13 protein-coding genes are annotated in these 13,967 nt (G+C 38.5%); 8 read left to right on the top strand and 5 right to left on the bottom strand.

Features of this window, described 5'->3' with window-relative positions; translation table 11 throughout:
• Window positions 1-10 precede the first annotated feature (10 nt).
• Complete coding sequence (locus Q4550_RS11800; protein WP_303532901.1) at window positions 11-583, bottom strand: YitT family protein; 573 nt, start codon at window positions 581-583, stop codon at window positions 11-13.
• A 161-nt stretch (window positions 584-744) separates the two neighbouring features.
• On the opposite strand from Q4550_RS11800, the gene Q4550_RS11795 reads away from it, so the two are divergent.
• The 6 genes from Q4550_RS11795 to Q4550_RS11770 all read left to right on the top strand — a co-directional run bounded on the left by Q4550_RS11795 (window position 745) and on the right by Q4550_RS11770 (window position 10,602).
• Entirely contained in the window at window positions 745-3,156 is a 2,412-nt protein-coding gene (locus Q4550_RS11795; RefSeq protein WP_303532897.1) for an EAL domain-containing protein, read from the top strand.
• A gap of 407 nt (window positions 3,157-3,563) precedes the next feature.
• Entirely contained in the window at window positions 3,564-5,198 is a 1,635-nt protein-coding gene (locus Q4550_RS11790) for a M4 family metallopeptidase (protein ID WP_303532894.1), read from the top strand.
• 259 nt (window positions 5,199-5,457) lie between these two features.
• On the top strand, window positions 5,458-7,062 hold the full coding sequence (locus Q4550_RS11785; RefSeq protein ID WP_303532891.1) for a cation:proton antiporter: 1,605 nt from the start codon (window positions 5,458-5,460) through the stop codon (window positions 7,060-7,062).
• A 202-nt stretch (window positions 7,063-7,264) separates the two neighbouring features.
• Window positions 7,265-7,774: a GNAT family N-acetyltransferase gene (locus tag Q4550_RS11780; protein ID WP_303532890.1), complete on the top strand. Its 510-nt coding sequence runs from the start codon at window positions 7,265-7,267 to the stop codon at window positions 7,772-7,774.
• A 181-nt stretch (window positions 7,775-7,955) separates the two neighbouring features.
• Window positions 7,956-9,263 carry an ATP-binding protein gene (locus Q4550_RS11775; protein ID WP_303532889.1) on the top strand — a complete coding sequence of 436 codons (1,308 nt, stop codon included), beginning with the start codon at window positions 7,956-7,958 and terminating at the stop codon, window positions 9,261-9,263.
• A gap of 124 nt (window positions 9,264-9,387) precedes the next feature.
• Complete coding sequence (locus tag Q4550_RS11770) at window positions 9,388-10,602, top strand: S1C family serine protease (protein WP_303532888.1); 1,215 nt, start codon at window positions 9,388-9,390, stop codon at window positions 10,600-10,602.
• Window positions 10,603-10,622: 20 nt separating this feature from the next.
• On the opposite strand, the gene Q4550_RS11765 is transcribed toward Q4550_RS11770, so the two are convergent.
• Both Q4550_RS11765 and queF read right to left on the bottom strand, forming a co-directional pair.
• Entirely contained in the window at window positions 10,623-11,276 is a 654-nt protein-coding gene (locus Q4550_RS11765; protein WP_303532886.1) for a queuosine precursor transporter, read from the bottom strand.
• 1 nt (window position 11,277) lies between these two features.
• A complete protein-coding gene (queF, locus tag Q4550_RS11760; protein WP_226615987.1) occupies window positions 11,278-11,694 on the bottom strand; it encodes a preQ(1) synthase in 417 nt (138 codons plus the stop codon).
• Window positions 11,695-11,886: 192 nt separating this feature from the next.
• Here queF and Q4550_RS11755 point away from each other — a divergent pair, with 192 nt between their 5' ends.
• On the top strand, window positions 11,887-12,396 hold the full coding sequence (locus Q4550_RS11755) for a YtxH domain-containing protein (RefSeq protein WP_303532882.1): 510 nt from the start codon (window positions 11,887-11,889) through the stop codon (window positions 12,394-12,396).
• A 90-nt stretch (window positions 12,397-12,486) separates the two neighbouring features.
• Here the strand turns inward: Q4550_RS11755 and Q4550_RS11750 are convergent, their stop codons facing one another.
• Window positions 12,487-12,570, bottom strand: coding sequence for a YjcZ family sporulation protein (locus Q4550_RS11750; RefSeq protein ID WP_136948306.1), 84 nt, complete (start codon window positions 12,568-12,570; stop codon window positions 12,487-12,489).
• 96 nt (window positions 12,571-12,666) lie between these two features.
• On the bottom strand, window positions 12,667-13,392 hold the full coding sequence (locus Q4550_RS11745; protein WP_303532879.1) for a glycerophosphodiester phosphodiesterase: 726 nt from the start codon (window positions 13,390-13,392) through the stop codon (window positions 12,667-12,669).
• Between the two features lie 190 nt (window positions 13,393-13,582).
• Here Q4550_RS11745 and Q4550_RS11740 point away from each other — a divergent pair, with 190 nt between their 5' ends.
• The gene (locus Q4550_RS11740) at window positions 13,583-13,918 is read left to right on the top strand and encodes a YmaF family protein (protein ID WP_303532878.1); all 336 of its coding nucleotides are present in this window, start codon (window positions 13,583-13,585) and stop codon (window positions 13,916-13,918) included.
• Window positions 13,919-13,967: the final 49 nt, after the last annotated feature.

Genomic DNA, 13,967 nt, shown 5'->3' with positions numbered 1-13,967 from the left:
CACAGCGCTTTTAAGCAGTTTCTTTATTTAATGTTAGTAAGCTAGTCGCAATTCCAACTGCAAAAATAGTTATGGCAGAGTATAATGTAGCATTCAATCCAATCGTCTTTGAACCGATAATAATAACAACCCCATCGATGAGAAAGATAATGATACCAATATTCAATGACAGGACACGGGAGATGAACTGAGCAAGCAGATCTGTTCCGCCGGTGCTTGTATCATATCTCAACATAATACCAATGCCTGATCCAACAAAAAAGCCGCCAAGGACAGCGCTAGTAAGGGTCGGAAATGAAAATATATATCGAAGGGGAGAGAGAATATCAATAAAAAATGAAGAAAGTAATAAACCATGAAGGCTATTGTAGAAGTAAGGCCGAAAATATAAAAACGCAATAATATAAAGAGGTACACTTAAGCAAATAATGGTAAATCCTGTTTGGTAGCCCCAAATGTATTTGATAATGAGGCCAATTCCGATCATTCCCCCATCGATGAGATGGTTCGGTACAAGAAAAGCGTTAATGCCAGCACCAACTAAGATGCTTCCAGATATTACTGCGGCGATTTTTTGATACATATCATACTCACCTGCTTGGATGTGGTTGTACCATATTTATGTATGAATGAATGACTTCATAACGGATTTCTCTAATATCTGTTCAATAGCAATGGATTATCCCAAAATACTATGTAAACGTCTGTCTTCGGAGAGACATAGAATAAAGTCGGAGGATATTAATGAAGTCAATTATCTCGTTATATCAATTAGAATATATATTTGTTATTTTGGGTTTTTTTGTCTCTTTTCTTACCTTCTATGGCGGGCTCTCATTCATCCGTCATTTCTTAAAGAAAAAGCGTGAACAACCAAAATGGAAGATTGGTATAGTTTCATTCGTATTAGGAGTTTTCTTTTATTCTATTAATATAATGGTGAATCTATCTGTATTGGAAATAAAAGATAGAGAAGTATTGGTGTTTCATGGACTGATTATGGTTTTATTAAGCAGTGTGATTAGTTATATTGTTATAAGAATTATTTTGAATAAGAATTGGAGAGGGCGATTTTTACTCAGGGGTGGATTCCTAGTAGCGGGAGGTATCTTTTTAACTTTTTTTATAGGGAACCTTGTGTATTTCAATAAAGTTATCGCATTCAATTTCGTTCAATTGATATTAGCTTTGTTGCTTATTATAGGGTTTTCTCTATGTATTGTTAGGTTTCTTCATCTTATGAATAGTGATGAAAACTTATTAATTAGTTTGGGCTGGAATGTGTTAGGTAGCCTTGCTTCAGGAACGGTCTTTTTATTTTTACCGTACCTTGTGTTTTATGGAATGATCGAGGAAAAGTTGATTATTAATCTCGATCAGCAAGGTGATCCCTATCTTATTGCACTTGCATTCAATCTGTTGTGCATCGGTCTACTTATTTATATTCCTGATCGGTATGGAGTTTTGAAACAAATGGAGCAGTCCGAACAGTTAGTCAAGCACGAGCAACAGTTTCAAACCTTGTTTCATCATAACCCCGATGCTGTATTTTCAGTTGATCCGAATGGAAAGTTTATAAGTGTAAATTTCATTGCTTCGGAATATACCGGCTACTCCATTTCAGATCTTAAGAGAATGACATTTGAAGACGTGGTTGCTCCGGAGAATGCAAATCTTGCTAAAGGCATGTTTAAGCGTTCTTTACAAGGAGAGGTTCATCAATTTGAGGTTCTAATAAAGACTAAAATAGGAGACTATAAAGAGCTATATATTTCCACAGTACCAATTATGATCAGTGGGCGTATTGTTGGCGTTTATGGGATTGCAAAGGATGTTACTGAGAACAACCGAGCAGAGAAAATGATTCATTATTTAGCTTATCATGATGAGTTGACGGGCATGGCAAATCGAAGATATTTTAATGAAGAGCTAGAACGCTTATTAATGCATGAAAATCCGGTTTCATTTGCGATTATGTTGCTCGATTTTGATCGATTTAAACGAATTAACGATTTATTCGGTCATGAATTTGGAGATCGAGTCATTCAAGCAATCGGAAAGCGTCTTTCTGAAGTATTAGATGATCGTTTTGTTGTGGCACGACTTGGCGGAGATGAATTCACCATTATAGTGACAGGTAATTTGGGAGAAAAAGGTGTGTCACTACTTGCACAGCATGTGCTTGAATCATTTCAATATCCACTCTTAATCGATCATCAGGAATGTTTGTTGACGGCAAGTATTGGTATTTCGCTTTATCCTCAGCACGGGGAGGATGCAGCTGAGCTGATAAAGTATGCGGATATGGCGATGTATGATGTGAAAGACAAGAGCACCAATAACTACGCTTTCTATAAAGATGAGATGAGTAATCAAACCTTACATAAGATCGTATTAGAAAACGATTTGCGTCGTGCCATTGATGAAGACGAGCTGATCCTACACTACCAACCTAAGATCAATACGAGGTCGAACAATGTGATTGGATTTGAAGCGCTTGTTAGGTGGCAACACCCGTCTATCGGATTGATTTCTCCGGATGAATTTATCTCCGCTGCTGAAGAAACAGGATTAATCATACCGATTGAGAAGTGGGTAATGAGTCAGGCTTGTCAGCAATTGAAAAAGTGGCAGGATTATTTTGGAAGGAACCTAACGATGGCGGTTAATCTATCACAGCGCCATTTTTATCAAGAGGATATCGTTTGTACTATCTCATCTATACTGCAAAATGTGGGGCTTGCGTCTTCTTCACTTGAATTGGAAATTACAGAAAGCATGGCTATGTTTAATGAAAAGGAAACGATCGAGAAATTGAACAGGCTAAGAGAGTTAGGACTAGAAATAAGTATGGATGACTTCGGAACGGGATATAGCTCGTTAAGTTATATGAACAAGCTTCCGATTAATCGCTTGAAAATCGATCGGTTATTTATTCGTGATATTACGAGTAACTCAGGAGACCTAGCCATCGTGACAACAATTATTTCAATGGCTCATCACCTTGGACTTGAGATTATTGCAGAAGGGGTAGAAACGGAAGAGCAGCTACGGATTTTGCATGAGTTAGGTTGTTATGAAGTTCAGGGATATTTTTATAGTAAACCTCTCTCGGTTGAAGGAGTAGAAGAGTATATGCATAGTTATATGAAGTGAATTTTTAATTTTGGACATTCAGAAAGGTGGAAACATATTCGAATCATGTACTAGTTAAGAGATTACGATCAAAAAAGTAGGGTAGAAATGCTAACATGCGAGAATTGTTACTTTTATCAAATATAGTACCATTGGTAGATAAATAATAAATCATCACTTTCTAGACAGGCCATTGGTCTGTCTTATTTTCATTTAACCACCTATTTATGTAATAAATTTACATTTTATGATAAGCACAAGAAAATTATAACACGTAGATTACAAAGTTGTTATTGGGAAATTCAAAGTGAAATAACGACTTATAAACTCATGTTTTCCTCTATATTTCCCAATACAAACATTAAGAATTCTGTGATAATCTACAAATGTACCAAAAATTCTCACTATTCTGAAACGGAGGAAATGAAATGAAAAAAGGAATTGCCGTTGTACTTGCAACAGGTCTTGCGTTTGGTTCAGCTCTCCCGTCTGCTTCTGCTGCTTCTTCTAACAACTTAAATGCGGAGCAGAAACAAGCCCTGGAAAAAATGGAAATTGTAAAGCAGGATTGGGAAAGTGAACGTAAGGTCCCTTCGTTCCTTTCTGGTAAACTATCAGAAAAGAATGTGAAAACAGAGAAAGCCGTGAAATCATATCTTAAGTCAAACGAATCTCTCTTTAAAGTGAAAACGAAAGATTTGAAACTAGTAAATGAAACGACAGATGAGCTCGGAATGACACACTATGAATATGTTCAAACAGTAAAGGGTGTTCAGATCGACGGAGCAAAATTCATCGTACATACGGATGAAAAAGGCGAAGTTACAGCTGTAAATGGAGACCTTCATCCAGAGGCATCTAAGAATTATAAAGGAAGTTCAGATGTAAAGCTTTCTGATAAAGAGGCACTTGAGAAAGCATGGGATCACATTGATGTAAAACCACAGAACGTTGTGAGTGATGAACCAAGCTTTGTAAGAAAATCTGATGCTTTTGATATGGTAGAAAAAAGTGAGAAAGTTGTTTATGAGAAAGATAACAAGTACTACTTAACTTATAAAGTACAGCTTCAATTCATCGACCCTTATCCAGCAAACTGGCAAGTTTATGTGGATGCTCGCGATGGATCGATCGTAGACGCATATAATGCAGTGGCTGATGGAGCAGAAACAGGATACGGGTATGGCATCCTTGGCAACTATAAGTCCCTCAACACGTATTATTCAAATGGCACATACTACCTTTATGACACGACGAAGGCAATGAGCGGTGTGATTGAAACAAGAACAGCTAATAACGGAACATCCCTTCCAGGAAGCTATGCGGTAGATAGCAACAATGCGTTTACGTCTAGTTCTCAAGGTGCAGAAGTGGATGCTCATTACAATGCTGGTGTTGTGTATGACTATTACAAGAATACACATAATCGCAATAGCTTTAATAACAATGGAGCCACGATTCGTTCAACTGTACATTATGGATCGAATTACAACAATGCGTTCTGGAATGGCTCACAAATGGTTTACGGTGATGGAGATGGATCAGTATTCGCTCCGCTATCAGGTGCACTTGATGTAGTGGCTCATGAAATTACTCACGCCGTTACGGAAAGAACAGCTGGACTTCAATATCAGAACCAATCAGGGGCTCTTAATGAATCGATGTCGGACGTATTTGGCTACTTTGTTGAGCCAGAAGACTTCCTAATGGGCGAAGATGTCTATACACCTAACAAGTCAGGAGATGCATTAAGAAGTCTATCTAACCCTGAAGCGTATGGACAACCATCTCATATGGATGATTATTATTATACGTCATCTGATAATGGCGGAGTTCATACGAACAGTGGAATTCCTAACAAAGCTGCATACTTAACAATTCAAAGCATTGGCAAAGCCAAGGCAGAGAAGGTTTACTATCGCGCACTAAGTGTCTATTTAACACCTACAAGCAACTTTAGTTCAGCCCGTTCAGCACTACTTCAAGCGACATCAGATCTATATGGTACAGGTACAACGTACAATGCTGTTGCAAGCGCCTGGAGTCAAGTTGGAGTAAATTAAAGTTAGAGAAGGAAGAGTTCAAACATTGAACTCTTCCTTTTTTTGTTTCGTTCAAGCCAACGATCATGAACACTTTAGGCAACAGTGAATTTTCGAGCATGATTCATAAAGTGCAGGAGATAGTAAAGAAGGTAAGAGATCAGGTATGCTTTTGCATTGTTTTGATCACCGCATGTTTATGAAACAGAAGTGAAAGGAATTTTCCAATACTGTGGAATATTGGTTATAATGAGAAGATACTTACGATCGGAGGCTCTATATGGAACATTTAGATATGCATCATATTTTTGAACTTGGACTTATCCTTACTATGATTGCAGCGGGTATTACAGCGATAGCTAAGAAACTGAAGCAGCCTTATCCGATTGCCCTTGTGATTATTGGCACTTTAATCGGATTGTTTAACATTCCCGTACTTGAACCGCTTAAAATGTTCATTACGGAGGGTGACGTTTTTAATTTTGTTATTTTAACGATTTTCCTTCCTGCACTTCTAGGGGAAGCTGCGCTAAAATTGCCTTTCTCCCATTTAAATCAAAACAAAAAGCCGATCATTGCGCTGGCTTTTGGTGGGACCTTCCTTTCCTTTCTAGTGATCGGATTCTCAACACACTTTCTTCTTGGATTATCAATTCCAGTTTCGTTCGTCTTTGCTGCATTGATGAGTGCAACAGATCCCGTTAGTGTATTATCGATTTTTAAAAGTATGGGAGTAAATCACAAACTTTCTACAGTCATTGAGGGAGAGAGCTTATTTAATGATGGGCTTGCAGTTGTTTTATTTAAAATATCAGCTTTCTCTCTTTTAGCTTATCTTGATATGGGCTGGGGAGGCTTAACGAGCGGTGCTTTTGAATTCATAAAAGTTGTTGCTGGTGGATTGCTTGTCGGTGGAGGATTAGGATATGCAATTTCAATCCTTACAAAGTACTTTGATGATTATCCACTTGAAATTATTTTTAGTATTCTCCTTTTCTATGGTTCCTATTTAACTGCAGAAAGTATCCATGTTTCCGGGGTTATTGCAGTAGTTGTAGCAGCTTTAACGTTTGGTAATTTTGGTTCGAAAGTTGGAATGAGTCCAACAACAAGATTAAATATTAACAACTTTTGGGATGTTGCCGCTTTATTAGCAAATTCTATTGTTTTCTTAATGGTTGGTCTTGAAATTACTCGAATTAATTTCGCTGATCAGTGGGGCACGATAGGATTAGCTCTCTTAATTGTTTTAATAGGAAGAAGTATTGCAGTCTACGGAAGTACGTTATTTGTTAAAGGGCTTCCGTGGTCATGGAGGCATGTCCTTAATTGGGGCGGTTTAAAAGGGTCGTTATCCATAGCGCTAGTCCTTAGTCTTCCGGGAGATTTCGCAGGACGAGACACCGTTTTAATTCTTACATTTAGTATTGTTTTATTTTCATTAGTCGTTCAAGGTCTAACGATTAAACCACTAATTAGCTACTTCGGTTTAAGAGCGAAGCATAGCGGATCGAAAGAGTATGAAGACATTGTTGCGAACCTGCATCGTCATGAAGCTGGAGTTGCAGAAATTAAAAAACTGAAGACACAGCTATTCGTTCCCGAACCAGTTTTTTCTGAATTGTTGACAAGTTACCAGAATGAAATTGACAGCAGTCATCGTGAACTTGATGCTTTATTAGATCAATATCCTGATCTTAAAAAAAGTCAGTTAATTACGTTACGAAAGCACTCACTTTATGCCCAGTACGATAAAATTAACGAGCTAGAACAAGAAGAAATCATTTCAGGTGAAATAGCTGGAAAGTATAAAGAACTATTAAATAATGGCCTGGCGGATTTTGAAGAAGAAGAAGTTGTGAAAGATTCGAAAAGAAAACATTAAGTTGCTACATTTGTAGCAGCTTTTTCCTTTGGCTTGCATATCCTAGTAAAGAAAGGGACAAAGCACGTGCATTGATGGGAATATTCCGTTTATTATTAAATGATCGGGGTATTGTTTACAGTAAGTAAAGCAATAAGGTATAGTGTAAAAAGTCATTTTCAACCACAAGAAAATAACTCACAAGGAGGACTTTTGAGAGAAAATGCCTTATCTTCAGACCGATCGTCTGACCATTATTCCTTTCTCATTTGATTTAATTAAAGCTATGACTGATAAAAAAGAATTAGAGAAGCTGTTACATGTTGAAGTACCTGAAGAGTTTAAAAATGTGCAGTTCGAAGAATTTCTACCTTTTCATCTAAATGACTCTGCTATTTCAAGAGTGAGTCACAAGTGGGAAGGCATATTGATTCATACTTCTGATGAAAAAGTAATCGGCACGATGGGATATAAAAATATGGAAGCGTCAAGTAATCTTGAAGTTGGGTATCACCTGATACCTGAGTATCGTAACAAGGGTTACGCCATTGAAATGGCCAGCGCCCTCGTTAACTGGGCATTTCCAGACGAAAAAGTGAACAGTAAAGTGTCTTCAGAAGAAGTAAACAACGTCATGGAACGAATTGGATTATCAAAACTAACGGTTGAACCACCTGTTGTTAAAAACAAAATAGATGAAGAAAAATTCATGAAGGAAAATGAATATATGTAAAACCCTACAAAAAAACTGTAGGGTTTTTTTATGAGAATTTCGCGTGACAATCATTAGAATCCATACCTTCAGTGTTGCTTACAAAAATAGAGGAATTTGGAGATTTTTGTCGAATATTTTATGGTATAATCATCATTGCTTTGAAAAATATGTAACTGCATGAGCGGGGTAAGGAGCTAATATGCGTTCACCTATACGTAATGAAATCAAGATTGAGGAAGAAAGACGGGCAAATAAGTTATTTATCTTTCTGTTTTTTGTATCCGTTATTTTATATGATGTGTATCGGTTTATTATTAGTCCTTTAATCGATCCCGATACGACTATGATCTTGCTAAATGAATCGAAAGCACTCATTCCCTTAATGATCATATATGCCATCGAGTTTTCATTAATCCCTATTTCCAGGTGGTATTCAAAGAGGCAGCAGCCCTTTGCTACAAAATATCTCTTTTTTGTCGTATTTATGACGACAGCTCTCGTCACAGAGATTTTTCGCTACATTGGAACAGACGAGATGTATGCTAGCGGAAGCCCAGTTGAATTATTCTTTGTTTTGTTCTCTCCTTTGTTCGTGAACAAACGGTTTTATATCACTGTTGTGGCTGGAATAACTGGAAAGTATGCCATAATGGGCTTTCTTACGATGTCGCCAATCGTTGTATTTCCGATTCTTATACTTCTTTTATTTTCGGGAATTACGTTTATTATTTTAAATCGCTTCCAATCCTATTTAAACACAATTGTGAAATCGTATGAGCAAGCTGCACATAATGAGAAGTTAGCTTTTATTGGAAGGATTGCGACTGGAGTCACTCACGAAATTAAGAACCCTTTAACTTCTCTTAAAGGGTTTGTACAGCTGCAAGAATTGGAGCAAACCTACAACCCGAAATATTCTAAAATCATGCTACAGGAGTTAGAACGATTAACGATAATCGTTAATGATTTAATGGTGATTGGCAAGCCACAATCAATTAATTTGAAGCCGATTAGCTTAACGAATTGCCTCGAATACGTTGTCAGTTTATTGCAGCAGGAAGCAGAAAATAAGCAAATCACGATTTATACTAACTTTCCTGAAGAGCAAGTTCAAATCATGGGGGAAGACGTTAGGTTGAAACAAGTTTTCCTCAATTTGGTGAAAAATGCGATGGAAGCGATGCCTGATGGAGGAGAAATTCGCTTGAAGCTTGTTAATGATGGTGATTGGACAACTATTCATATTATGGATAGAGGAGTTGGAATTGCCGAAGAAGGCATTCCGCATTTAGATCAAGCTTTTTATACAACCAAAGAAAATGGGACTGGGCTTGGTTTAATGGTCAGCTATAAAATTGTAGAGGATCACCATGGTAAAATTGACGTACATAGTGAAGTGAATCACGGGACAACTTTTTCAATTAGCTTTCCCATACTGTCACATTCCTTAGACAACACAGTAGTTAATTTGGCGTCATACCAGGGAAATAAAGAACATACCCTGTAGAAAAAAATGAAATGACGTTAAATATCAAACAATATCAAAAATATCACATATTTAGGAAACGACCGTCATCTCTCGTTACAATAGAACTATAAACAAATCAAAAGGGAGAAAGGGTGACCGGGGAATGGGTTACTATGACGATAATCAATCAAGAGCGAAACAGACAAAAAGAGGTATAAGTTGGTTTTTACCTAGTACGTTCGGCGCAATTGTCGGAGCATCCGTTATGCTTGTTGCGGCGCCGCTCGTCTCGAATGTAGAACAGTCTTCAACAAATCAAGCGGCGGTAACCACTACTGCAAGTGGGGATGTTGAAACTTCCAATGTAGCATACAATGTCTCATCTGATATAACAACGGCTGTTCAAAAAGCACAGGATGCTGTCGTAAGTATTACAAGCTATCAAAACCAGGGTAGTGGATTTTCTTTAGAAGATCCATCTGGCCAATCGGGACAGGCTGCAGCATCAGGGTCTGGTGTTATCTACAAGAATGAGGGCGGAAAAGCATATGTTGTGACTAATAATCACGTAGTTGAAGGGGCATCTTCAGTAGATGTAACGTTAAGCAATGAGAAAAAAGCAGAGGCGAAGGTACTAGGCACGGATGCGTTAATGGACTTAGCTGTGTTAGAAATTGATGCGAAGAATGTCGAAGCAGTTGCGGAACTTGGTTCTTCTTCTAGCCTACAAACAGGGGAACCTGCTATTGCGGTTGGGAACCCATTAGGTTTCCTACAAGGATCTGTAACGCAGGGAATTATTAGTAACCCAAGTCGTACGATTCCTGTCGATCTTGACCAGAACGGACAACCTGATTATGAGGCGGATGTTATTCAAACAGATGCATCGATTAATCCAGGGAACAGTGGTGGTGCATTAATTAATATTAAAGGTCAATTAATTGGGATTAATTCATCTAAAATTGCAGAAGAAACAGTTGAAGGCATTGGATTTGCGATTCCGATTGACGATGCGCAACCGATCATTGAGCAGCTTGAAATGACAGGTGAAGTGAAGCGTCCAGTAATGGGGGTTACACCTGCCTCGTTAGCTGAAGTACCAACACAGTATTGGACTGGTACGCTTAATCTACCTGAAGGTGTAGAGAGTGGAGTTGTTCTTATGGGCATTGCTCCTAATTCACCAGCTTCAGACGCCGGATTGCAAGAAAGGGACGTCGTCGTTAAGCTTGATGATACGGAAGTAAAGGATTCAGCCGCCCTTCGTAAGTACTTGTATTCCAATAAAAAAGTTGGAGATAAAATGGATGTCACGTTCTATCGTGACGGAAAACAACAGACTGTTACAATGACTCTAGCTAATCAGAATGGACTGTAAATATCAAAAAAACCTCTGGATCATGCATCCAGAGGTTTTTCGTTATGAATGGGCTTTTTAGCACCATTGATTTTTGTGAAAAAATAGAAGATGGGCGTATCTAAAAGAGCAAGCGCCATTTTAATCACAAATTGTGAAAGAATCATGATCCATATGTTTGGGACAGTTCCGATAAACGCAATTGTGATAAAAATGGTTGTATCAAGTAGCTGAGAAGTCAATGTACTCACGTTATTCCGAAGCCATTTATGACGATCAGCTGTACGCTTCTTAATCGCAGAGAAAATATAAACGTCTACGTGTTGCGAAACGAGATAGGCTGCAAGGCTGGCAAGAACAAATCGATAATTCTGACCTAGTAGAATTTCATAGGCTGCCTGCGTATCAGTTGCAAAAGGTGCTACAGGTAGAAGCATACCAAGATAAATCATAATACTAGCAAAAATTTGCGCAATAAATCCATACTGAACGGTTCGTTTTGCTTCTTCTTTTCCGTAGTTCTCGTGAATGATATCTGTGAATAGAAACGAAAAGGCGTACATCACAACGGCCGCGGGAATCACGAAACTTCCGATCATCACCACTTTTCCTGCTAGTACGTTTGCGATCACAATGGAAGTCGCAAATAACACGTTAAACAGGACAAGTTGACGGTCGATGTATTGGTTCGTCATATTATGATGCTGCTTTCTCACGAACAGCTGTTGTTTTTAACTCGATACCGCCTCGTGCTGATTGATAAACAGTAATTGTAACTTTCAAAGGGTCGATTGCGTAGACAACATCATCTGCGATGCGGGCAGCTAGTGTCTCGCAGAAGCTTCCTTCGTCACGGTAAGACCAGAGGTAAAATTTCAGTGATTTTGACTCAATGCATTTTTCATCGGGTACATATGAAATTTCAACTCGTCCAAAATCAGGCTGTCCTGTTTTGGGACAAACTGCTGTGAATTCGAGTGCATTAAACGTGATTTCCTGAACGTTTGGTGCATCAAATGCTTCGTTTTTTATTACTTCTCGTGCTTGTTCTACGCTTTCCGGACGAGGCATTGGTCCGGAAGAAGGTAGCCATGCTTTATCCATGCTATTCATTCTAATTCCTCCTTTAGTTTTGATGAAGCAGGAAGGTTACGAACTGCTGTCATACAACGTTGTCTATTATAACAGAGCAGCATTCTGATGCGAAGAAGGAAGTTCATGTCAAATTTTTTAGTTTAGCTTTTAATAGAAAGGGAAAGAAAAAACTAGCTAAGTAAACTAAGAAAGACAATAGGAGGAATCGTCATGCAAACGACAACGACAGTAAACGAAGAAAAGAACGGAAAGCTTGTTAAAGGTATTTTGGTAGGCGCGATCGTAGGTGGCGCTGTAGCTATGCTTGATTCTACAACTCGAAATAAAGTACGCTCAACAGCAGGAAACGTAAAGGATTCTTCTAGAGGTTTCTATACACGTGTGAAAGAAAATCCAGGTGAAGTAAAGGACGACTGGATGGATCGTATTCAATCAGCATCTTCCGTATTAAAGGAAGCTATGAACGATGCACAATCACTTTATGAAAAAGTAAATGATGAAGTGGTTGATCAGGTGAATCAGGTAAAAGAAGATTCAACAGAAGTGATTTCAACAGCGAAAGAAGCTGGAGAAGACTTGCATGAAATTGGAAGTAAAGTAAAAGAAGCAGGTCAGGAAGTATCTGATTCTAGTGAAAATCAATCTGAGCCAACAAATATTCCAGGAAGCGAAACGCGTACACCTGGAAATACATCTACCAATCCGAATACGAGCTTGTAATTGACCGAACATCACCATATAAAAGATTAATGAAGGATTAACAAAGAAGGCTTCCGCTTATAAAGAGCGGAAGCCTTCTTTTTAATTTAGTTACGAAATGTAAGATGCACCAATGATTATTAAAAGAATAAACAAAACAACGATTAACGCAAAACCTTGACCGTAACCACTCATGATTGTTCCTCCCGTCAATATGTGTCGCTTCTTTACTAACGTATGTTGGGAGGTGGAAATGTGGACGTAGGCATTAGCCCTTTTTGGGTGGGCAGGCTATATCGTTTGGATTGCAGAAGCAGGGTAGTCCGTAAATATCGCTGAACAACCGAGTTTCTGGAGGTTGGATACTTGTAGAGGATCATTTACTGTGAAAGCTCGCACGGGAATTCCGCGCTTCTGGGTGTTTTTCATTAAATGTTCATCCACTGCCTGCCATTCTATGTGAAGACTTTGAGCTCCAACGCGTTGAAGGTAGTCCCATGGATCAATGATTTTTTCCATTAAAAGAACTGCTGTTTCAATTTTATCGTTTTTTTGTGCGAGTTTCTGAATACTATAATGATTGAAGGATGACAGAATGGTTCGGTCGCAAAGCTTATAGTAAGTAAGAAGATCCAGGACGCGATCTTCTAGACTATTATACGGAAAGACGCCATTCTTTAGTTCAATGTTTAGGAGTAAAGAAGTGGAAGAAACCCATTCCAACACGTCTTTTAATGAAGGAATCGACGAGCCCTGAAAGCGGTTGGAGAATGTTAGGCCAGCGTCTAATCGGATAAGATCTTCGTAAAGAAAGTCTTTTACAAAACCTATGCCATTCGTCGTTCGCTCAACTCGTTCATCATGAATAACAACAGGAACAAGATCTTTAGTTAATTGAACGTCGAGTTCGATTCCGTGAGCACCAGCTCTATGAGCAGCCTGGAAGGAAAGAAGTGTATTCTCAGGATGCGTACCTGATGAACCGCGGTGTCCATAAATTTGAAATGAAGAAGCCATAGGTCACCTCTCTCTGGTTGGATTTAAAAATCCGTCTTTGTAATGTATTCGATCATGGATTCATTTTTCCTTTGATTTCATGCATCAACTTCAAGCTAAATAAGGGTTTTAATCGATTTGAATTAATGAAGGAAGAAATCTGGGCTACAGATACGCGGAGTCATGTATGTAGAAGGGGAGGAGGGAGTATGTGTCTAAAGGAGTTGCTTTACCTGAAGCTCACTCTCATTATTTTCGTGGGAGCATCGAAAAGAGATACAATCATCACCATTTAAGTATGGTAGGTTTTAGTTTGCCCGTAAATGGGACTTCGTTTGATCAACATGTTCACCGTATTGAAGGGATTACGGTAATTGATCAGGGTCACCAGCATCGTTATAGCGTTCAATCTAGTCCGCCGATTACATTGCCTGGTGGTGGTCATTATCATACGTTTAGCGGTGAAACGATATCAAAAGAAAAACATGAGCATTATTTCTCTGGTCAAACGAGTCCTCCTATAGGAAATCCTCCGTTGAATTGGTAGGCTAGTTAAATGGTGCGTCTACCTCCAATGAGTCGAAATCTAAGCCTCA

It is taken from the genome of Anaerobacillus sp. 1_MG-2023 (assembly GCF_030547345.1).
GTDB classification, from domain to species: Bacteria; Bacillota; Bacilli; order Bacillales; family Guptibacillaceae; genus Guptibacillus; species Guptibacillus hwajinpoensis_B.
The sequence above is the reverse complement of the archived record's forward strand: the minus strand, read 5'-3'. Positions and strand labels throughout refer to the sequence as shown.